Genomic DNA, 21,890 nt, shown 5'->3' with positions numbered 1-21,890 from the left:
CCACTCATTTCGGCTGAATCCCATATTCGACGCTGATGATGCCGCAAGGCATCTTTCGTAATCAAAAGCGTACTTTTTGAACTACCTCTATTATTTATTTTAAGGGAGACACATTGAGGAAGTCTTATCTAATTATGAATAAAGTATTACATGGTCAGAAGATTAACATATGGGCAGATGAATTTGAAAAATCGTACCTTGTCCTTCTTTGCTCGAAAAGGTGATCTGACCTCCATGTGCTTCAACAATACTTTTGCAAATGGATAGACCTAGACCTGTTCCCTCCTGTACATACGAGTTAGAAGGAGAAGCTGCGCCCTTAAAATACCGTTCGAATATAAAAGGCATATCCTGAGCCTGTATACCTTGTCCTGTATCTGCAATAGTCAGTTTAAATTGTCCAGCATCTAGCTCGGTCATGATCTGAATCGTATCTCCGGGAGCGGTATGTTTAAGTGCATTGAATACGATGTTGGATAGCACCTGCTCCATTCTCGTCGAATCAATCTGCATAAGTACATTAGGGATCGATGCCGGTGCTTCGTAATTCAGACCTCTCATCTCCACCATGTGTGCAATAGGCTGTAACATCTGCTGAAAGGTGGCAAGGCTATACACTTCGCGAGGTTCAACAGAGATCTGACCTAGCTCCTGCAAAGCGTGAACGAGCAGATCTTCAACCAATCTAGCTGTTTTATCCGTATGTGTGCGCATGACCTCCATATATTCCATCAACGTTTGTTCATCGGAACATAAACCTTCTAGAATAGCCTCTATGTATGCCTTAACGGTTGTAATGGGTGTTTTGAGATCGTGCGATATATTCGTGATCAGTTCTTTCTGTGCTTGTTCCTGACGTATACGCTCTGCACTCAGATGCATGATCTCCGCGCGCATCAGATCAAGCATAGCGTATAATTCGCCCATTTCATCTACTCGGGAGTATTGAATAGGCTGATCATACTTCCCTTTGAGAATGGACTCAGCGTGCTCTTTCAACTGACTGATCGGAAAGAGTAGCCGCTTATTGACCTTTCGTTTCATAGCGATCAGACAAGTGCCTAACATCAGGGAGACGCCGGCTAACGTGATCATGACCCAGAAGGCGGAGGTGAGCGGCTGCTCAACAACAACCATAGATAGGGGAACTGTAAAAATGGCATTGCCGATTTGGCTACCATTAGTTCCATTGATAACAGGGAAGGCAATGTTGAGCGACTGCTTACCATCCGTAACCTGTGCTGCCTGATTCAGATCATAATGCAGTACAGATGGCAGATTCAGCTGCGTGCCCTCCAAGGAAGGGGTAGAAGATACAACCACGACGCCATCTAATCCAACATAGGTCAGCTCAACCCCGTTCTCTTGTACGATAGATCGCAATTGATCCCGAGTTGCCGGATCCGTTAACTGCTGCTGTTTTTGTTCAAGTGCAAGAAGAAGGGGATTAACTGTAAGCCGCACCTGACTAATGGATAGATTGGAGGTGTTATTTTGTCTGTCCATATGCAGATTCACGAAAAGCAATAGACTGCATGTGATCAATATCATTAGCAGAATAAAGGATATACGCAGCCAACGTTTAGACCACATATGCAGTGACATGTCAGTGCCTCCTTTTTGTCTTACTCATGGTTGAACTTGTAGCCGACACCCCAAACGGTTTTCAGAAGACAAGGCTCGGAAGGGTCTGCTTCAATTTTTTCTCTCAGTCTGCGGATATACACGGTTACGGTATTCTCATCTCCATAAGCAGCGTAACCCCAGATCGCATCTAGAAGCTGTGACTTCGAGAAAACCTGATTTTTATTGCTCGCTAGATAGTAAAGTAACTCAAATTCTTTCGCAGAGAGGGAGACCTCGTGATCATCTAACGTTACTTTGTAACCCTTTTTATCAATGACCAGGTTAGACAGCCGTAGTAGATCGGTAGAGACACGTTCCGTTGTCAGACGATCGTATCTGCGGAAGTGTGCGTTGATCCGAGCCAGCAACTCGCTGAGCGAGAAGGGTTTGGTCATATAATCATCAGCGCCAAAGCCTAACCCCAGCACCTTATCCGTATCGCTGCCCCTCGCACTTAATATCAATATCGGAATATGGTTACGGCGTCGAATCTCACGGCAGACCTCGATGCCGTCCAGATCTGGGAGCATAATGTCTAGAATGATGTAATCTGGCTGCAGCATATCCATGATGTGCAATCCATCTTGACCGTTATTGGCAATCGCGGCTTCGTAGTTGTTCTTGATCAGATAGTCTCGTAGAATGCGCGAAATATCCTGTTCATCTTCAATAATGAGAACTTTGCGTTTAGATTCCATGGCTATCGCTCCAGTTCGTAAAAATAGGATTGGCTGGCTATGCTATGTACAAAAGAATGAATAAGAGGTTGATGTTAGATTACTATGGTTAACTATACAGGTTTGTTGAAGAGGCGTCATGGGGGAGTTCGAAGATTTCAACGTTCGCGCAAATGAAAAACCACCACCTCCTGTCGGAGTGTGTATCGTACATACACTTTCCGAGGAGATGGCGGCTCTTCTAACGATATTGCTAATTCATAACTTGTTAGTAATCTATTCGTGTCAGGTCGTAATTCATGATCGATTTTCCTCTAGGATCCACTACAATAAAATGGGTTCTGTTGTTGAGAATCTCGTAGTTTGTATTTTGATAGAAATCCATTTCCGTTTCAGAGAAGGCTTTAATTACATTCAGATTGGTTGAATCCAATATGTTGATTTCGTAATGCCCTCCTTGTTTAACTGTGAGCATCAGACTCTGCTGATCTCTTGAGACTTCAATCATTCTCAGGATACGGTTATACCCTGTAGCGAGAGGTTTGTATGATTTGCTTGCCAACAGTTTACCATCTGAAGCATACAGCTTTAACGAATTGTTTTTACCATCCATAAAGAGGAGACGGTTCTGGAGTGTGTACGTCTCCGTTCGTTCGCTTACATATGGAAGTTTTTTTGTCCATTTTAACTGCCCTTTAGCATTATAGGCTTTGAGGGTTACCGCGTTTTTGACAACGTTGTGAGTAACGATTGTCCCATCCTCTAGTACGTTAACAGGAATGTATGATATTCCGTTCTTCGCTGTTACGATTTTTTTTCCTGTAGCAAGATTTAAAATGTATGTATTAGGGTCATCACTATAGGTTTTGGCAAATACATAATTACCTTCTATACCCACGATGGAATACGGCAATGTATATTTTTTGGTTCTCCGGCCATTAGAGTCATAGTGGTATAAGGTGGCTTTATAATCTTTTGAATGCGAAGCGACATACAGACTTCCGTTTTTACCCGGATACATGTCACTCTCATAGGAATGATATGCAACATCTTTGTTGAAGGGTAGAGTACCCGTCCATGTTTTCTTACCGGTTGCTAAGTTCATGGCACTGACTTTGTTGTTCTTGTCGAACATGAAAATGTACCCGTCTTCTGAAGGGACAAAATCAAAATTTTCAAGGATAGACCATCGGAGAGTCCCCGATAAGGGATCTATATTTTCTAAATAACGTTTCCCTCCAACCATTTTATAACCAAGTAGGCTCTGATTACCTCGGGAATCCACAACGACCCCGGGGATTATATTCCAAGGGAGACTCCATTCCCCCTTGTCAATGTTGTACACCCATTCAGGCTCTGGAAGATCTTTTGCCTCAGCGGAATTGCCTAGTACCAATAGTGGGCTAATCAAGCTGGCAATAAGCAACGATTTAATAAGCGTCCATTTCAACGTGCAACAACTCCTCTAGTATAGGTATTTTATACTATATCACATAAGGAACATTTTGGAATAATATGTCGAATTATCATTTGCGTTTATTTCTTGGACAATGGTAGAACCGCATCCTTTTGGCGAAAATAAAGATGATATGTTCTATCTCTATAGAAAATATCAATCTAAGAATAGAAACATTTAATGATCACCTGTAAAAGATGCATGCTACAATGACAAAAACATATCATTCTTAGTTCATAACTAGGATTTTTTTATGAATTTTATAAGAGTACTCTTTTTTTATCTGGAACTTAATCACGAATGAACGATGGCGACTTATTGATCCTGTGAAATAATAGAGGGGGATTAACATTGACAACCAACATAACGGTGGAGTTGGCACAAGAGAAGGATTATGCGGAAATCGTAGATGTGCTTGTGACGAGTTATACCGAATATGAAAGTGCGTTTAACGATAAGGAGCGCTGGGATAAGTATATTGGGGAAATTAGAGAATCACTTCATAACCCGTCTATTGCACAATTATGGGTAGCTCGAATAGAAGGAAACATTGTGGGTACAGTCCAGTTGTTTGAGACGGCTCAAAAAGCATATGCCGGCTTCGAGTCGCCGATTGACTATCCGTTTATTCGCTTACTTGCCGTTCACCCAGACTGGCGGGGACATGGTGTTGCGCGGGCATTGCTTGATCGGTGCGTCGAATCCACCAAAGCGTTCAATCGTGATTTTGTATATTTGTATACGAGTCCGAGTATGCTTAATGCCGTAGCGTTGTATCGACGGTTTGGTTTTGAAGAAGATCCGGCCTACCATATCGGGAATGACGAGTTCGGTGCGCTCTGCTTCAGATATCCTACACATGCTCAGCAAGTCGAGAGTGTGTAGCTACTTAGCTCGGAAAAGAACTGAACTGGAAAAATGTCTAATTCTACCGTCAGAGTGAGCACTATAACAGTAGGAGAGGACGACACCTAGCCCTACCCTTCTAAACTTTAGCTTATTTGATTAAGCAGCTTAGAGGAGTAAGGCTCTTTGGTGCGTTCAAGAATGCCCTTAACCTTAATTCAAACGTGCTCTAGATCCATTGGTGGATGGGACTTCGATTCCCGATACTCCGCAGGTGACATTCCGAAGTGTGTGCGGAAAACCCGATGGAAATAGGAATAGCTTGCAAATCCACAGGATTCCGCAATGTGTTCCAATGTCATTTCACTGTATTTCATACGCTCCAGTGCAGCGTTCAGGCGAATTTCGATTGCATATTGGATCATGGTCTGACCATAGTGCTCCTTGAACAACCGTACTGCACGAGATAGGCTTAGTCCCGCGTATCGTGCTGCCTCTTCCAGTTTGAACGTTACGGTGGCATGTTCCTCGATGAAACGTTTCAGCTTGAGGGCCGAGGAGACGGCACGGTCGGTCTGAATGTTTTCTTTGATAGCACGGTCAATGTATAGACATAAGCCACGAAGGAGTGCATCGTTCAGCTCTGCGTTTTCCTCCAGGGGCCCACGACGCTTTTCAAGCAGCATGTTCCGCCATAGACTAACCAATTTATCATCTAAACCGATTCGGCTGAGGGTAGGTCGCGCTGCTTGCCCCCACCAATGATCGATCCAGCTTCCCTCGCAAAATAAATAGTAATCCCCACTCGATAAGCGACCCTCTTTATGTGGCTCTTCTACAACAAGACGATAATCATCCCCAGGCTTAAGCAAGAGAAGATCGCCACTGGTCATCGTAAATTCCTCATCTTGGATATAGATCTTACATGTGCCTTCGGTCTGCAGACGGAACAAAAAACTCTGTAAGTTGCCCCTCATATTATGATTAAATGCTTTGTAATGGTAGGAGTAGTCGCAGATCAGTACTGTAGTTTCCATTGGATGTAGTCCTCCTATATGTAGGTGTAGCATGATGCTCAAGAATATGATTCATTCACGTTCATACCGTAAAATTCACGGTTGGGGTTAACATGGAAATTCATGTTAACACACGTCAGAAAAATTTGATCAAATAGTTCATGGTTTGACGATATTGTATATGTTCATTCTAGCCTGTTTTGAGGTAGGATGAAACCAGATAGAGCAATGAAAGCAAATTCTAGAGCAGAGGTGTAGATATCATGGGAAAACGTAATATTGGATTGCAATTGTTCACACTCCGCGATGAGACTGCAGCAGATTTCCGTGGAACTTTGCGCAAAGTAGCTGAGCTTGGTTATGAAGGCGTGGAGTTTGCTGGATATGGAGATATTCCTGCCGAAGAAATGAAAGCGCTACTAGACGAACTAGGATTGAAAGGATTCAGCAGCCACGTTTCACTGCATGCGATGCGTGAGAACCTGCAACAACAAATCGATTACCTCAAAACGATTGGGGCTCAATATATGATCTGCCCTTACTTGATGCCAGAAGATCGTCCAGAGGACGCAGAAGGCTGGAAGAAGCTGTTTGCTGAACTTCAAGGATATGGGGAAGAGGTTACAAAACAAGGCTTGATCTTTGGTTACCACAACCATGATTTTGAATTCCACGGCCAGGTTGGCGATGAGAATGCCTTTGACGCGATGTTTACACAAACGACACCTGAGTCCGTACAGGTTGAGATGGACGTATGCTGGGTTCAGTTTGCGGGACAAAATCCAATCGAGTATATTAATAAATATGCGGGACGTTTGCCGCTGCTTCACTTGAAGGATTTCAGCAAAGACGAACAGGGTCAGATGAAAACATTGGAACTGGGACAAGGTTCGGTTGATCTGCCAGCCGTGATTGAGGCAGCTACCAATGCAGGCGTAGAGTGGCTAATTGTAGAACAGGATGTATGTCAGAATCCACCTCTTGAAAGCGTAGCCAATAGCTACAACTGGCTGAAACAGAATTACTTGAACCAATTTTAATCAAGACATTTAGGCATTCGTACCAGAAGAAGCAAAGCTAATCTACTTGTCAAAGGAGACATTTGTACATGAGTAAAATTAAAGTTGCTGTATTCGGCTGTGGAGCCATTGCCGAGCGCAGACATATTCCAGAATACGCTGATAATGAACATGTTGAGCTTGTTGCTTTTGCCGATCCGATTGTGGAGCGTGCAGAGAAAATGGCTGAAACTTACGGTGGTAAGGCATACTCCAGCTATGAAGAATTGCTTGCTAACGAAACGGTTGACGCGGTAAGTGTATGTACACCGAACTACCTGCATGCTCCGATGGCAATTGCTGCGGCGAACGCTGGTAAGCATGTATTGGTAGAGAAACCGATGGCTGTATCAACCGAAGAAGGCGAGCAGATGATCGAAGCTGCTAAGAAAAATAACGTATTCCTTATGGTTGGACACAACCAACGTCTGATGCCTCCTCACGTGAAAGCGAAGGAAATTCTGGATTCCGGTAGACTGGGTAAAGTATTGAATTTCCGTACCTCCTTTGGTCACCCTGGACCAGAGGCGTGGAGTGTGGATGGCGCTGAGAGCTGGTTCTTCCGCAAAGAAGAAGCGATCATGGGTGCGATGGGCGACCTGGGCGTACACAAATCCGACTTTATCCGTTACTTGCTGAGTGATGAAGTATCCGAAGTGGCTGGATTCATCAGCACATTGCACAAAGAAGGCACGAAAGTAGACGATAACGCAACATGCCTGCTGCGCATGAAGAGCGGTGCAATTGGTACATTGGTAGCTAGCTGGACGCAATATCGCGCAGGAGACAACAGTACTGTTCTTTGGTGCGAGAATGGTGTGATGAAGATTGGTACAGTCGATGGTGACGAGGTTATCGTTGAATTGACGAATGGTACAGTAGAGACTTACAAAGTAGGCGCTATGGCTACGAATGAGAAGCAAGTACCAAGTGGTGTTATCGATGCATTCGTAGAATCTATTGTTACGAACACACCTCCAAGCATCTCTGGTGAAGAGGGTCTGCGTTCCCTACAAGTCATTCTGGCTGCCTTCGAATCCGAGAAAACAGGTCAGATCGTTAAACTGTAATACTGTAAATACGCTATAATACCTGAAAAAAGAAATAGGCATTCATGATCGTTTATCCCCTATATCATTTATGTCATGAAATATATCGAAAAGGCTCACGTCCCGTGTTTCTGGGAGTGAGCCTTTTTGTTTCAATAAATAATCTTTATAATGACACAACTACAGAGACGAAGGCTTCTCATCACTGCCAAGATCTAACCAATTCACTTCTTGAGTCGATAGGGAGATGCGTGATCCCTCGTCGCAGGACAGCAGTTCTGCCTGGTTTTGAGCGCCAATTAGTGCACACGTTGGGAAGGATTGATTCAATACATACGCAAGCGCAATCTGAATGGGCGTTGTATTTTTGGCTGCAGCCAGCTGTTCAGCTCTGTGCAGTCGTTCCCAGTTGCCATCACTATAGAACACACGAACCAGATCTGCATTGTCCCGTACTTCTGGTGTGAAGCGACCTGTGAAGAAACCACGAGCCTGAGAAGACCAGGACAACAAAGGCAATTGTGTACGTTCATGCCAAGCTAAAGTCTCTGCATCTGCGGATACACAGCCTGCCCAGAAGGGCTCATTTGCTTTGGCAAGACTGAGATTCGGACTGCTGAACGTAAAACCTTTCAGACCATGGGATGCGGCATAGGTATTGGCTTCCTCCAGGCGCTGCCAAGTCCAGTTGGACGCACCAATCGCACCAATTTTCCCAGCTTCAATGTGCTCATTCAGCGCTTCAAGAATCACACCAACAGCAACATTAGGGTCATCGCGGTGCAAGGCATATAACTCGACATGAGGAGTCTGGAGTCGCTCCAGGCTCGTCAGGAGATCGCTGCGAATCGCATCAGGGTTAACGCGTGGGCCGTCTTGGTTGTGGTGGGCACCCTTGGTCAGAATAACAATCTCATCACGGTTGCCGCGTTCCTGCATGTAACGTCCAAGCACTTCTTCACTCTGTCCTCCGCAATAGATATGAGCCGTATCCACGGTGTTCCCACCGATGGACAGAAACGCATCCATATTGGCAGCAACTTTCTCATAAGCGTCATGTACAAAATAGTCCGTGCCTTTAATTAAGCGGGAGATGCGTTTACCCGCACCATCAATCGTAATAAATTCCATATTCACACACCGTCCTTATATATCGTTCGTGTTCTGGCTAAACCCATATTTGCTAATGTGATGCCGTTAAGCATACTTTGTAATCAAAAGCAGACTTTCTGATCAACCCTTAAAGTGTGATTCGTGTACGTTCTTCTGCTGAGCGCAGGCAAGCTTCGAGTACCTTCATGTTGGCTACTGCGTCGGCAGGTGCGAAGCGCAGTGCTTCACCATGAAGTACTGCACGTGCCATGTCATCTCCCTGAAGGGAATAGTGATTCACTTGTGGAACAGCGACTTCTCTACGATCTCCACCAGAAGTGACGTAGAAGTTAGAGCCTGCATCTGGGTTGCTAATATAAGCAGAAGGTACTTCAATTCGTCCATCTGATCCGAGTACTTCCAGCGTATTGCGGAAGGCAGCCCACATGCTGCTGTCAAATGTGACACCAACCTGGCCATCGAACTCTAGCAATCCTGAAGCCATCATATCCACATGATCATGTTCAGGAGAGAACATGCCAATCACCGTTGCTGCAGTGGGCTCTTGCCCAAGGATTAGACGCGCAGCACTGATGGAATAACAGCCAATATCATAGAGGGCTCCGCCGCCCCATTCCCGTTTGAAACGAACGTTACCAGCCGAACCGGAATTGTTGAATGAAAACGTACTATGAATCCCGCGAACTCTACCAATTTCACCGCTAGCGATAATCTCCTTAATCTGATCATAACGTGGATGGTGGCGATACATGAGTGCTTCGGCAAGCTGTACCTTAGCATCCGCACACGCCTGAACCATTTCCTCGGCTTCCTTCGCAGTCAGCGCAAGTGGTTTCTCGCACAGAATGTGCTTACCTGCTTCTGCAGCGCGAATTGTCCATTCCTGGTGCAGATGGTTCGGGAGGGGGATGTATACGGCATCAATGGAGTCATCTGCAAGTAATGCTTCATAACTGCCATAAGCTTGATCTATACCTAGTTGGTCGGCAGTCTGTTTCGCTTTTTCTTCATCCCGACTAGCAATAGCAGTAACCACATTTAGCTCGGATTGTTGCAGACCCGGAATAACGGAGCGTACAGCAATGCTAGCGCTACCAAGAATGCCCCAACGCAATTTACGATCTGAATTCATAGTTGTATTCCTCCTGTGTATAAATGTATATTGTGATTATATGAGATAGATGAATGAATTAAAATGATAATATATTGATTATAGTTAACACAAAATTGTTACTTAAGGAGAAGCGGTTTATGTTAAGACAGACAACGCTACTGACTCTTCAAAATATCCCCTATTTTTGTTATCCCGAGTCGATTGGACACTATACAGAACACCCCCAACATAACGTTTGGCGTGAGACAGGTGCACTCAATAACTTCAACATTCACTACGTTGCCGCAGGCAAAGGATACGTTGAAGCAGACGGTGTCGTGCATGAGCTTCGAGCTGGACAGGCTGTGTTGTATTTTCCGCAACAGCAGCAGCGATATTACAGCAGCGAGGATGATCCATGGGATGTACGTTGGGTTCATTTTTATGGAGATCGGTTGCATGATTATATGATCGAGCGAGGCCTACATCGTAATCTGTTATGGACGCTGCGTCAGCAGACTCCGTGGGAAGAAGCACATCTGGCGCTGCTCACCGAAGCGGAACAGAATCGGATGCTGCGACCAGCCCAGTTGTCCACGCTCACCTATGCTGTATTGGCTGAGTTCGTTCAGCATGCTGTTCCACTGAAAAATACTCGTACAAGCAACGCGGAAAGCCGTGTGCTAGCCTTACTTCCACAGATGCAGCAGGAGGCTTGTCAGCCATTCCTGCTACAAGACTGGGCTGATCTAGCAGGAGTAAGCTCGTATTACTTTTGCAAATTGTTTAAGAGTGCTGTAGAGATGACACCGATGGAGTTCATTACACGTTCTCGGTTACAGATGGCAAAGCAATGGTTATTAGAACGTCCAACCGCCAATATTGGACAGATTGCGGAAGAGGCGGGGTATCCGAATGCCAGTTATTTTAACCGTCAGTTTATGGCAAGAGAAGGCATGACACCTACGGATTACCGAGGCTTATACCATAGTTAGTAATAAGGAGGTTGTTCAAACTGAAAACCGTACTTTTTGAACACGCACTTAAAGTGAATTAACCCTGCGAAGCTGGAGAAAGCGGGAAGTTTGACACTGCGTCTAATCAGGTCTATTATGGATAAATTAAATCCGTATATAATGAGGTGCCCTCATGAAATATTCTAAAGCTACGAATTATGCCTTGCATACCATGCTGCATCTTGTAATTACTGAGCCAGAACAGTTGGTTAGCGTACATCAGCTCGCAGAGTTACAGAAAGTATCACCTACGTATCTGTCTAAAATCTTGACCAAACTGGTCAAAGCAGGGATGATTGAATCGACCTCGGGAGCGAATGGAGGCTACCGTCTGAGTCGTAAAAATCCGGATCCTTCTTTTCTTGAGATTATTCATGCCATTGAAGGAAAGGCTTCGTTGTTTGAATGTACACAGAACCATAACGGCAGTTGTCTGATCCAAAGGGTGATGGTGCATGCGGAAGAGCAGATGGAGGACTACTTGAATAATCGCAAAATGTCGGAGCTAGCTGCTGAGATGAAGGCATGGCATTCTTCCCGACAAGAGTAGTAGAGTTTGCGTCTGGACAAGAGGATCGTTCAATACTCCAGCCTACTCTAGATCGTTAGATCAGAGCATACGATTCACCGGCTGACAGATTGATAACATGGACCACAGGTTTACGGGCATGATGCATGAAGCAGGTATGTAATTCCTCATAGCGGTTGAGCGTTGATTACAAACCAATAGAAGTCCTAACAAAAGGGTCTAAGCGTAAACAGATAAAGTCTGCTGTTACTCTTGGTCTTTTTTTGTAGGGCGAGTCTGAGAACTCCGAAGGACGCAGATTTTGCCGAATTTTCGTTCCAAGCCAGGAAGTTTTCCGCAGGTGTACCGCGGTACGTCAATGGAAAGTGACGCAGCAGGGGGCGAAAAGCGGTAAAAGATCGACTTCAGCGAGTTTTCAGACACGCCCTAGGCAAGGATGTTTCAACATATACCTCAGATGGGTAATATGCAAACGTATAGTCTGTCGTTGTGCCTGGTAGGAACCGAATGGTACAATGAATAAGAGTTTTATTGCATACATAGCAGAATGATACGAACATATCTTACATCTCTGGAGGAACAACACATGAGCCAATCAACGATCACTGGACTGGAACGACTGCTTGCACTGGAGAGCATTAGAAATACCAAAGCACGCTATTGCCGCTTTATTGATACAAAACAGTGGGACGCACTGGGTGGGGTTTTCGCTCCAGATGCGGTAGCCGATTTTAGCACAGAAGGTAACCCTATTCCTGTATTGAATGGTCGCGACACGATCGTACAGGTATTCCGGGATCTTGTCGATGTAGCAGTGACGGTGCATCATGTACATAGCGCCGAAGTAGAATTTGTATCTGAGAACGAAGCAAAAGTGATCTCACCTATGGAAGACTGGGTGACTTTCCCGGAAGGCAATGAGAATACATCATTTCACGGGTTTGGGCATTACCATGAGACATTTGTGAAGATTGACGGAGAATGGTACATTCAGCATACAAGTCTGAAACGCCTTCGTCTGGATATGTTTGAATAAGATCCATATTGGATCTTCATTTGATCTTCAAAGGGACTAGAAATATTAAACGCCATGAGTACATGATATGTACTTATGGCGTTTTGTTATGTATATCTACGAGCGATAACTTGCGTTACATTGTAAAAAGCCAGGTGAATTCCCATGTGGAATTCCCTGGCTTAGAATGTTGTATACTGCATTTGTGTTGTGAGATGATCATGTTATAGAATCAGGCGGTCGTTTTCTTGCGTGATTGCATCCGTAAGTACAACTGAGAGAAGATCACCGCTGCAAGTGCAACAACTGTCATGCCCCAGAAAATACTGCTATATGCGGAGGACAGTGTCCATTGTTGCATAGCCGTCAAGGCAACACCTGTAACAGCTACACTAAAGGCGCCGCTGAAGAACTGGCTTAATTGGAACAGCCCCATGCCTGCACCAACCTGATCCATTGTTAGGTTGCCTGACAGTTCATTGGACACGCTGGTTGTCAGCGCAGAGAAGCCCACACTAAGCAAAATGTATACCGCCATGATGGCGTAAATGCTGTTATGTGCAAATAGGGCGAACAAGCCAGCCGCTGCTAACAACAACCACGGTGCAAATCGTAGCAAGAGCGTATTTCCATGTCGGTCAATCATGCGGCCGATCCGATTGGACAGCAACATCGATACAACTGCACCCGGGAAGATGACTAAGCCAGATTGAGCCGGAGTCAGTGCATATAAATGAGCCAGAATCTGTGGCAGTAGGAACAAGGTAGAGAAATTATTAATGTACGATACAATACCCAACGAGCTGAGAATCATATATTTTTTGTCACGGAACAGTGCAGGCTGCACGAATGGATCCACTGCACGGCGAATGCGTAACCAGAATAGCAATAACGCAGCAACGCCCACGACAATGGTTATCCATTCTCTTGAGGTGAGGAATAACAGAATGCCTGTTGTACCAATGGCGAGCAGAAGCGCACCGAGCAAGTCAAACGAACCTTTTTTCGGCATCTCACTTGGGAGCAGTTTGAAGAATACAGGAATCAGGAATAGGGATAATCCAGTCACGATAAATAGATCATGCCAACCTAGAAATTGCGTGATGCTCCCGCCGATAACCGGTCCAAGTCCAAGGCCAAGAGAACTGGCAGACATAATAACAGCCATTGATTTACCACGGCGGTCACTTGGGATATATCGAGTAATAAGAACGATAGCTAGTCCCGGAATCGATGCCGCACCCATCGCCTGAATCAAACGCGCAACAAGCAGGACAATAAAGTGATTACTGAAGAAACCAAGAACTGACGCAGCGCCGAGCAAGGTAAGCCCGGTTGTAAACAAGGTACGAATCGGCACAAAGTCCGATAGACGTGAGAATGTAATGGAAGAGATGGCGAAGACAATCGAGTAACCTGTAACGATCCATGATGACGCAACGGATGAGAGCGCGAATTCGGCTGCGATTTTGGGCAATGCGAGATTGAACATCATCGTGTTCATCACGACGAGTACAACCGTGAAGCCAAGCAAGCTGACAATTAACCTTTCTTGTAGTCCAGAGGTTTGTTCTCCGGATGATGCAGTGACCGTGCTGTTCATATAAAACCTCCTGTAATTTTGTATTTCGCAACATTTCAGAAACTACATGTAACATTTGCAAAATGTGATATGATGTTAACCCCTGCCTAACCGCATGGGTACATTAACGTAATGAATAGATAAAGTTCGATTGGTATCGAACTTTAGAAATATATCATGAATCTGTGCTAAAATACAATGGATAGTCTGAAAAAAAGGAGACTACAGTATGAAAATATTGCATCATCCTCAAGTGGGGGATATTCAACTTTCTTCCGTGTTGTACGCTTTAAGTGATCCAACACGTCTTGGTATTGTTGCAGAGGCCGCTAGAAGTGGAGAACAGCCTTGCAGTCATTTTCATGCGCCTGTTGTAAAATCGACCATGTCGCACCACATTCGAACATTGCGAGAAGCTGGTGTTATTCGAGTGAGAGTACAGGGAACGCAGCATTTCCTGACCTTAAGATCGGAAGATCTAGAAGAACGTTTCCCAGGGCTGTTACAGCCTTTATTACAGGCAGCATCTCAAACGAATAGCGACCACGCCTAGAATCTGTCCTTTCTTCAAGTTGAAGAGGGGGCATTTTTTATTGCATTCCATTCGGATGTGTCTTCAGTCTCGCTTAAGGGTATCTTGCACCGCGTTTTCGCAAACTGCTGCGACATTCTATGTCGTACCATGACCTCTATAATAACGGTGAACAGAATCAATTTCATAAACCCTTTAGCCACTTCAATCCAGACGACTTTTAGTGAGTTATGCAATTGATTCAACACACCAAAACTTGAAAAGAGGTCTACAAACGTTGGCAAAAACCAAAAGAGGACGCGTGCTGTGGAGTCTTCCATCCAGAGGACGCGGAACATGTCCAGTATGCGGCAGTACACGTATCAAATTGTTGTATTCCCAAACCAAAACAGACGGCACGATGTTGAAAGTATGCAAGAAATGTTCAAAAGCAGTACAGTCCAGAGTGGATCAGGTGACTGTATAACGCAGCGCAGCCTGTTCGATCGAACAGGCTCTGTTGGTGTACCAGACAGGATTGGAATTCAGCAGAATGCTCTTATAATAGAAGAAGTGAGCTTAAGTGAAAGGGGGGGGGGAAGATGAGCAATATGCATCGTATTCACTGGTTTGACGAGCAGATTCGGAGTGGGCGTTTTCCTAATAGTGGCTGGCTCGCACGAGAATTCGAAATCTCGCGTCGACAAGCGCAGCGGGATATTGAGTATATGGCAATCTCCCTACGTGCTCCTTTATTATACATGGCGAAGTACCGTGGATATTGTTATGAGGATCAGACTTATCGTCTGCCCCATTTATATATGACAGAGGAAGAGCAGCAGGTGTTGAAATATCTGGCACATCGCTATCGGTATTACGATTATGAGCAGGCAGAGTCGGTGAAACGTGTCGCGCATCTACTTGAGCGTTTTACGTTGGAGGAACATCCTACAGGGCAAAGTAAACTTCCCGTATTTACAGCACAACCGAAACAACTACAATGGGTTGAATTGTTGACCCATGCCATTGCTGATTCGTTCCGAGTGCACATTCATTATAGGGATCATAGCGGAGAAAGGCAGCTCTCCCTGTGCCCTCTCAAGTTGATCTCACAGTTTAACGCCGATTATGTTATTGGTTATGAAACCGATGCTGTACAGCAAATGACCATTCGGTTGGAAGGCATCATTCATATGTCAGTCTCGGAGGAGAGTTTTGAATACAAAGCTGATGCTTTGCTGAGTGGGTGGGAAGAGCCATTGCCCGTTCGCAAACCGTTCGTAGCGAAGATTCGCTTGAAGGAAGGACAGCACCTTGAACTGTGGCATGGATATCCGATTCGGGATCGACAGGGCCAGATTTATTTTATTGAATTTCATGATACGGATGCGTTCCTCCAGCATTTGTTTCGTAGCGAGTGGGAGGAACTATTATCGCCAGGTTGGCTGAGGAGAAAACTTCAGCAACGTGCAGAGCAATTGTTGAATAGATTAACGGTTCAGCGGGAAGGAAATGTGGAATAGATCGTAGAAAGGAGGTCTTGTCTTGGCTGAAGTCATGTTAGATCACTTCATGATGAAACGGGAATCCAAATCGTATGTGGATGGCCTGCATGCCATATTGACCCATACGGGTCAGTTTCATGGCTCCAAATATATGCTCGCTGGATACACAGGTATGGCTTTTAAACTTGCAGTGCATCGGCAGTTACTTCCCATGTCAGTTACAGCCTACGGACAGTGGGGAGAAGCGCATCGGCCCGGCATTGATAACTTGGGTATCTTCACTATCTGGGATGGTGGACGTACACGACACTCTACATTCAATTATTACCAACAGGATGCTGTGAAGTGGGTGAAACGTAGTCTGGATGAGGGTAGAGGCGTCATTTACTGGATTCCTGAATTCGGTGTCATTCACGGTTATGATGACGATGACCGAATCTTCTATGTGCAGGATGGGTGGAGTGAGGAATCCCAGATCCTGCTGTATGACAATTTTGGGCTGAACTTCACTGGCTTCTGGTATTGTCAGATATTCGGAGACCAAGTCCACATGGCAGAACAGGATATGGTGTTGGAGTCTTTACGACTGGCGATAGAGGATTGGGATACTCCTTATCGTCTGTTGCCTGATCGTAATATTGCATCTGGCAAGCTGGCTTATGAAGTGTGGGTGCAGGCGCTGCAACGTACAGATTATGATGCATCAGGAGCAGCTTATATTTTGGACGCCTATTGTCAGTCCCGAACTGAGATTCAGAAGTATTTGCACGATGTACGAGGGTTATGGGACGAACTGAACCAGGCGCACACATGTTATGAACAGATTGGAGTATTGATCCACGAGATGCAAACATGTATCGTTCAGCACGAGGGCAGAAGGATTCTGCGTCAAGACACGACCAAGAAGCTGGCACAGGTATTGTTGAAGGCGAAGGTGCTGGAGGCGCAAGCCATGGATTATTTTCGAATGATCTCCTTCCGATACCCTGACCGTAAACGCTCTACAGTACCGAGATGGGGAGCACATTCAGCCAGATAGGAGGGAAGTGGGAGTGATGGAATCCAAAGTCATATTGAACGAATTGATAGCGCCAGTACCGAATCAGCATATATCCGATGATCAGAGACGAGGGCGGGTCAATAGCTCATATTCGGATGTATTGTATCGTATTCTGAATCATCAACGATGGGGTGGTTTCACTCATGACATGATTGCGGGAATGACAGTCAGTGGTTTTCGACTGGTGGTTGATCGGCGTCTAACCGCAGAGTCGATCTCGGCATACAATTGGATGGCAGAGAATTTTGTAGCGGCTGACTTCATTGGTGTAACGGCGAGCCAGGCGGCAGGGTTTTCATTTGAACCCACCTTTCCACTGTATCAGAAGCAGGCGTTGCATGATATCAAGGCAAGTATTAACCGCGGCGTGGGAGCGATTCTGTGGCATAATCAATTTGTCATTGCTGCTGGGTATGATGATACCGAGCAACTGATCTATATCTGTGATTGTGAGGGACAGGAGCTGCAGCCCCTACCATATCATTCTTTTGGACAAAATGAATCGCCCTACTGGTATTATCAAGTACTGGAGTCTCATCAATCGGTGGATGTATGGGAAGTCTGCAAGGAATCGTTAATCCAGGCTGTCTACAAATGGGAAACTCATGATTACATGTTGCCTCCCCAAGATTATGCCTGTGGAGCAGAAGCCTATACGACCATTGCTGCAGCGTTACAGTCAGGAACGTATGACACAGTTGAGGCAGCAATTGTCCTTCGCTATTATGCAAAATCTAGACAGGATATCGCCTCGTATGTGGCAGCACTGGAGCATCTGTCCCTACATATGGATCGGGTTATAAGCGAATACGCCTTACTCGCAGAGCATTATTCCAACATCGTAGAGGTGATCAATGACTACTCCGCGTGGGATGCAAGAGAATCGCAAAGTGTACAAAAGGTGATTGAGCAGATTCAAAGGGCAGGGGATAGAGAGCAACAGGCTATAGACGCTATTAAAAATGCCTTTCCCGAAACGATTGGTAATCGTTTTGCGGATATTGGGTTGAGATAAGCAGAGCATGCATATGCAAAAACGGATAGGCATAAGAGCCTATCTTTTTTTAGTTTATACTCCATACACACGTGTACACCTATCATACGTATTTCACCCTTAATCAGAAAAATAATACAAAAATTTGATTTTGGGGTAATCCAAAACGATCCGTATTCCGAATATTATAATAGATGGTCTTTTTTGGATGAACAATACTGAAGGACAACAGGGGGCGGGAGTATGGTGCAGAATCCGGAAGCCATTCAGGAATGTATTGAAAAGGCGAGACAGCGACTCTACCAGATTGCGAATCAGTACCCGGATCTATGGCATCCCGAAGTCATTCGCCAATCCATGGTCTTGGATGAACTGATTAACGAATATAACCAGGCAATACGCTTGAAAAAAACGATAAAAATATAAACTAGAGATATCTTTTTCATGAATCTGCAACATGCCTTGGTCTGTCAATTGCATCCCAGATCCTCCTCATCTATGTTGATTATTTTCCAGTATAAGGGGAGATGATGCGAGTGGAAAGAGAAAGCATACCTATTCATGAAAATAAATGTAAGCGATATCATTATTGTCTTTATATGAGAAGAACTATATCAACACCAGACGGAGAGGACAGAAATAACCAGAACAAGCAAAGCGTTCGCCTGAACAACCGTACGTAAGCCTCATTGTTTCGGTCAGTCTTATGAGAGTAAAATAATAGGTGATAAACGTATGTTAACACGCAGATACCAAGGATGGTTTGAAGCCAATCTGATTGTATAAGAGGAAGTAGATGCTGTAAGAGAAGAGTACATAATAGATAGCAAAAGGCAGGAGAACAAGTGACTATAACAATTAGTGAAGCCATTGAAGAGATGGTGGCAGAGATTCATATATGGTTTGATGAACAGGCGAGCCGCACAGATCTGAACGGTATTGTGCAACGAACCACGTTGCAGATGGGAATTTTCAATGATATTTTGCTAGATTACAGACCTGGACGAACAACGCTAGATAGTGCTGATCTGGATTTGGATGATAGTTTTACATCGAAGAATGCAGGTTTTTTCACCTCGGAAGAGGTACGTTCGGTGATTCAACCGCAACTTGTGGAGGTGGTTAAAGGCAAGTTGGAGCAATGGGCACATACTCCGATGATTGATTACCATTTTACCTTTCGCGGGAAGTTCCCAACCACCGAAGGTAAGCTGCATCTAACATTGCTGGATTATGTCCATGAAGAGAAGAGACAGCAGTTACTTGAACGTGTTCATTCCTATGTAGACGAGAAGGTGGAGAATGGTACTTATCCGACGAAGCCCCTAGAATCGTTTTTCTTGACACGTCATCTTCTTGACGTGAACCTGTTTCCTACATTGGATGTAGCGCGAACGATAGCAATCTTTAATCGGATTCAGGAGTTGAATAAGAGCCGTCCGGAGGCACTCGCGGAGCATCGTAGGAATATGATCCATGCTCTAACCGAATGGGCTGAGAATCAATTTTTGCCTCAGTATTATGATATTCAGACTTCTACCTACCGTGCGAATGAGTATACGCTCAAGCCAGGTGCAGTATTAGAGCAGCAGGAGACCCAGCATCTGGATGAAAATGAGAACCAAGAACAGCTCTCGCAACCGATTGATCTGTTATTGTATGGAGCGGTCATGATTCTTCGCTATGAACCGAGCTACAGTAAACCTAGAGGTCTTACCTTCATGGAGCTTGCCGTGCAATTGGGTAGTAGTCGAGCAGTACGTATGATGGATGAGGGTAGTGGAACCTTTGCCAAGGAAGAAATCGTTATGAAAAATAAACAGGTTGAGTGCAAGGCAAACGATGTATACTCGCTCATCACCATCCACATACGCCAGGAAGAAGCTTCTGCCTATGAACAAGCTCTCACCTTTATTACTCACTTACTGGAACGGGGATTCCCGAAACATTATAAAATCAAATTGAAATCTAGTGATAAGCAATATTTACCGATCAAAGGGCTGGCCAAGTCCGATACGCATCGCTTCTTCGCTAATGCACTGCAATACGCAGGGCTGCGTCCGCTGCTTGAGCAATATGCTCGTGTAGCCATTGAACAATTCGAATTTTATGCAGATACAGAAGGGGAGAAGAACTGTATGACGGGCAGCTACGCAACTTTTGGACTGGGACTCACAGATGAGCAGTATTTTCCATTAGTCGCGCACTACATGAATCATGTGGATGATGAGCATCAGCTGGTGCAGGATAAATTCATCACTGTGTTTGCCGAGAAATATGGTGTAACTACCCAATCTGCACCTATATTAGTTGATTGTCTGCGCCGTACTACGGATAGTTTAAAGCTGAAAATTCTGCCTGAGCTGGAAAGTGAGGACAAGCTTGCTCTGCTTACACAGCAGATGAACGGTCTAAAGCCTTACGAGGTTGAGCATGTACTGTATCCAATCTGGGGCAAGGTCGAGAAATTAGCGACGCTAGCTCGTAAAGCGGATGGAAGACGCAAAGAGTTACTGCTTGAACTGTTGCAGGCTGCGGGGAAATAAACGGGCTGTATAGAAGAAGAGGAAGCCTACCAACCAAGGAGGATGAGGAATGGAACCGTTGCAGCGAAGAGTTTGGGTTGGTCTATCTGCTCCAGAGAAAGACGAGTGGATGCATACGATTGCTCGTAAGTTACCAGAACAGATGCGATATGATGGGCTACAGACATTCGAACGGTATGGTCAGCGAACAGAGACCGGTGTATTCGTCTGTGGTAGGCAACAGTTTGTATTTGTGCCAGGGGATCGTGTAACGCTGGGTTGGGATAGCTGGCAGGAAGGGATGAACGAAGCAACGTCTTCCGATCTGCTTGAGGCGGTGAGTGAGTATGGCGTGGAGGATGTGGAATCGTTTCTGAGCGATCAGATGTCGCCTGTAAGGGAAGTAGAGATTGCCCCAATGTTGGTAGAGTGCCGCACTCGTTCCCTTGGCTGGATCGAAGTGACAGAAGAAGAGGCAATGCAGCAGGACGATGCTGATTTTGCAGCAGAGCTGGAGAAATTCAGGCAGAGTAAGCTGAATGAATATGAGCAATATCAACAGTTCCGCTTAGTTCGCCACGGTGAAGATATTCAGGTCTTATGGTTCAATGAGGATTTAACTCTGGAAGTTCTTTTGGAGGAAACAGTGGAAGCGGGATTTGGTTTGCTTACCGAGGACGAGTGGGAGTATCTGTATGGAGGTGGATGCCGTACGTTATTTCCTTGGGGGGATAGCTTTGATTACACTTTAAAATTAAAGCACTTTGGTGAGTTACAAGAAGCGGACAAGCTCATGGACGGTTCTATTGAAGGAGTTAAACGTATCTTGCAAGATCAGGCTGATCGCCCTTATGACCTGGCGCTTCCCAACTTCTTTGGGGTGCAATTTGTGGGTGATCCATACATTTATGAACTTACACTGGATGCCACAGGAGAGACGCAACCCAAAGGTGGAGACGGTGGTTCCATGATCTGTGGTGGTATGGGACCATTAGTCGGCTTTCTCCCTGCCACTGCTGTATTTTATCGTGATCCCAATGCGAGTGACCTGGACTTGGAAGATGTGATGGATTGTATGCACTATAGGAGAGTAATCCGATTAACAGGGGTTGCCCATTCCTAGACTGGCTTAGGATCGTGTACCAGGACGGAATATGCGTGGTTCCAAAAGGACCTAAAACAAAAGCCATACCTGTTAAGGACATCATACATTCCTAGG

21 protein-coding genes are annotated in these 21,890 nt (G+C 45.1%); 14 read left to right on the top strand and 7 right to left on the bottom strand.

All coding sequences use genetic code 11. The features are described from left to right. Positions 1-162: 162 nt before the first annotated feature. From J2T19_RS25290 to J2T19_RS25280, 3 genes are all read right to left on the bottom strand, one after another. Positions 163-1,605: a sensor histidine kinase gene (locus J2T19_RS25290; RefSeq protein WP_307220869.1), complete on the bottom strand. Its 1,443-nt coding sequence runs from the start codon at positions 1,603-1,605 to the stop codon at positions 163-165. A gap of 20 nt (positions 1,606-1,625) precedes the next feature. After that, complete coding sequence (locus tag J2T19_RS25285; RefSeq protein WP_307220867.1) at positions 1,626-2,324, bottom strand: response regulator transcription factor; 699 nt, start codon at positions 2,322-2,324, stop codon at positions 1,626-1,628. Positions 2,325-2,571: 247 nt separating this feature from the next. Continuing rightward, positions 2,572-3,753 carry a hypothetical protein gene (locus tag J2T19_RS25280; RefSeq protein WP_307220865.1) on the bottom strand — a complete coding sequence of 394 codons (1,182 nt, stop codon included), beginning with the start codon at positions 3,751-3,753 and terminating at the stop codon, positions 2,572-2,574. Positions 3,754-4,110: 357 nt separating this feature from the next. Here J2T19_RS25280 and J2T19_RS25275 point away from each other — a divergent pair, with 357 nt between their 5' ends. Then, the gene (locus J2T19_RS25275) at positions 4,111-4,644 is read left to right on the top strand and encodes a GNAT family N-acetyltransferase (RefSeq protein WP_307220863.1); all 534 of its coding nucleotides are present in this window, start codon (positions 4,111-4,113) and stop codon (positions 4,642-4,644) included. 179 nt (positions 4,645-4,823) lie between these two features. Here the strand turns inward: J2T19_RS25275 and J2T19_RS25270 are convergent, their stop codons facing one another. Then, positions 4,824-5,642: a helix-turn-helix transcriptional regulator gene (locus J2T19_RS25270; RefSeq protein WP_307220861.1), complete on the bottom strand. Its 819-nt coding sequence runs from the start codon at positions 5,640-5,642 to the stop codon at positions 4,824-4,826. A gap of 242 nt (positions 5,643-5,884) precedes the next feature. Between J2T19_RS25270 and J2T19_RS25265 the strand changes: the two genes are divergently transcribed. Together J2T19_RS25265 and J2T19_RS25260 are read left to right on the top strand one after the other, a co-directional pair. Then, the gene (locus tag J2T19_RS25265; RefSeq protein WP_128103640.1) at positions 5,885-6,661 is read left to right on the top strand and encodes a sugar phosphate isomerase/epimerase family protein; all 777 of its coding nucleotides are present in this window, start codon (positions 5,885-5,887) and stop codon (positions 6,659-6,661) included. Between the two features lie 68 nt (positions 6,662-6,729). Next, on the top strand, positions 6,730-7,749 hold the full coding sequence (locus tag J2T19_RS25260) for a Gfo/Idh/MocA family protein (protein ID WP_128103639.1): 1,020 nt from the start codon (positions 6,730-6,732) through the stop codon (positions 7,747-7,749). Between the two features lie 159 nt (positions 7,750-7,908). Here J2T19_RS25260 and J2T19_RS25255 read toward each other — a convergent pair whose 3' ends face one another. Both J2T19_RS25255 and J2T19_RS25250 read right to left on the bottom strand, forming a co-directional pair. Further along, positions 7,909-8,859 carry an aldo/keto reductase gene (locus tag J2T19_RS25255; RefSeq protein WP_307220857.1) on the bottom strand — a complete coding sequence of 317 codons (951 nt, stop codon included), beginning with the start codon at positions 8,857-8,859 and terminating at the stop codon, positions 7,909-7,911. A gap of 109 nt (positions 8,860-8,968) precedes the next feature. Further along, positions 8,969-9,973: a Gfo/Idh/MocA family protein gene (locus J2T19_RS25250; protein ID WP_307220856.1), complete on the bottom strand. Its 1,005-nt coding sequence runs from the start codon at positions 9,971-9,973 to the stop codon at positions 8,969-8,971. Positions 9,974-10,092: 119 nt separating this feature from the next. Here J2T19_RS25250 and J2T19_RS25245 point away from each other — a divergent pair, with 119 nt between their 5' ends. From J2T19_RS25245 to J2T19_RS25235, 3 genes are all read left to right on the top strand, one after another. Further along, positions 10,093-10,929 carry an AraC family transcriptional regulator gene (locus J2T19_RS25245; protein WP_307220854.1) on the top strand — a complete coding sequence of 279 codons (837 nt, stop codon included), beginning with the start codon at positions 10,093-10,095 and terminating at the stop codon, positions 10,927-10,929. A 154-nt stretch (positions 10,930-11,083) separates the two neighbouring features. Next, the gene (locus J2T19_RS25240; protein WP_307220852.1) at positions 11,084-11,500 is read left to right on the top strand and encodes an Rrf2 family transcriptional regulator; all 417 of its coding nucleotides are present in this window, start codon (positions 11,084-11,086) and stop codon (positions 11,498-11,500) included. 565 nt (positions 11,501-12,065) lie between these two features. After that, entirely contained in the window at positions 12,066-12,515 is a 450-nt protein-coding gene (locus tag J2T19_RS25235) for a nuclear transport factor 2 family protein (RefSeq protein ID WP_128103634.1), read from the top strand. Positions 12,516-12,726: 211 nt separating this feature from the next. Here the strand turns inward: J2T19_RS25235 and J2T19_RS25230 are convergent, their stop codons facing one another. After that, positions 12,727-14,097: an MFS transporter gene (locus J2T19_RS25230; protein WP_307220849.1), complete on the bottom strand. Its 1,371-nt coding sequence runs from the start codon at positions 14,095-14,097 to the stop codon at positions 12,727-12,729. Between the two features lie 208 nt (positions 14,098-14,305). Between J2T19_RS25230 and J2T19_RS25225 the strand changes: the two genes are divergently transcribed. The 8 genes from J2T19_RS25225 to J2T19_RS25190 all read left to right on the top strand — a co-directional run bounded on the left by J2T19_RS25225 (position 14,306) and on the right by J2T19_RS25190 (position 21,794). Next, entirely contained in the window at positions 14,306-14,629 is a 324-nt protein-coding gene (locus tag J2T19_RS25225) for an ArsR/SmtB family transcription factor (protein ID WP_307220847.1), read from the top strand. A 256-nt stretch (positions 14,630-14,885) separates the two neighbouring features. Beyond that, positions 14,886-15,074, top strand: a complete 189-nt coding sequence (locus J2T19_RS25220) for a hypothetical protein (protein ID WP_082560303.1) — start codon at positions 14,886-14,888, stop codon at positions 15,072-15,074. Between the two features lie 115 nt (positions 15,075-15,189). Continuing rightward, positions 15,190-16,110 carry a helix-turn-helix transcriptional regulator gene (locus J2T19_RS25215; RefSeq protein WP_307220845.1) on the top strand — a complete coding sequence of 307 codons (921 nt, stop codon included), beginning with the start codon at positions 15,190-15,192 and terminating at the stop codon, positions 16,108-16,110. Between the two features lie 22 nt (positions 16,111-16,132). Further along, a complete protein-coding gene (locus J2T19_RS25210; RefSeq protein WP_307220843.1) occupies positions 16,133-17,131 on the top strand; it encodes a cysteine peptidase family C39 domain-containing protein in 999 nt (332 codons plus the stop codon). Positions 17,132-17,144: 13 nt separating this feature from the next. Continuing rightward, positions 17,145-18,167, top strand: coding sequence for a hypothetical protein (locus J2T19_RS25205; protein WP_307220841.1), 1,023 nt, complete (start codon positions 17,145-17,147; stop codon positions 18,165-18,167). Between the two features lie 222 nt (positions 18,168-18,389). Next, on the top strand, positions 18,390-18,572 hold the full coding sequence (locus J2T19_RS25200) for an aspartyl-phosphate phosphatase Spo0E family protein (RefSeq protein WP_307220839.1): 183 nt from the start codon (positions 18,390-18,392) through the stop codon (positions 18,570-18,572). Between the two features lie 452 nt (positions 18,573-19,024). Beyond that, positions 19,025-20,692 (top strand): DUF6138 family protein, encoded by a 1,668-nt coding sequence (locus J2T19_RS25195; RefSeq protein ID WP_370874958.1) that lies wholly within the window; start codon positions 19,025-19,027, stop codon positions 20,690-20,692. 49 nt (positions 20,693-20,741) lie between these two features. Then, positions 20,742-21,794 (top strand): hypothetical protein, encoded by a 1,053-nt coding sequence (locus J2T19_RS25190; protein WP_307220835.1) that lies wholly within the window; start codon positions 20,742-20,744, stop codon positions 21,792-21,794. Positions 21,795-21,890: the final 96 nt, after the last annotated feature.

Source organism: Paenibacillus tundrae, assembly GCF_030812775.1.
Taxonomy (GTDB): Bacteria; Bacillota; Bacilli; order Paenibacillales; family Paenibacillaceae; genus Paenibacillus; species Paenibacillus tundrae_A.
The sequence above is the reverse complement of the archived record's forward strand: the minus strand, read 5'-3'. Positions and strand labels throughout refer to the sequence as shown.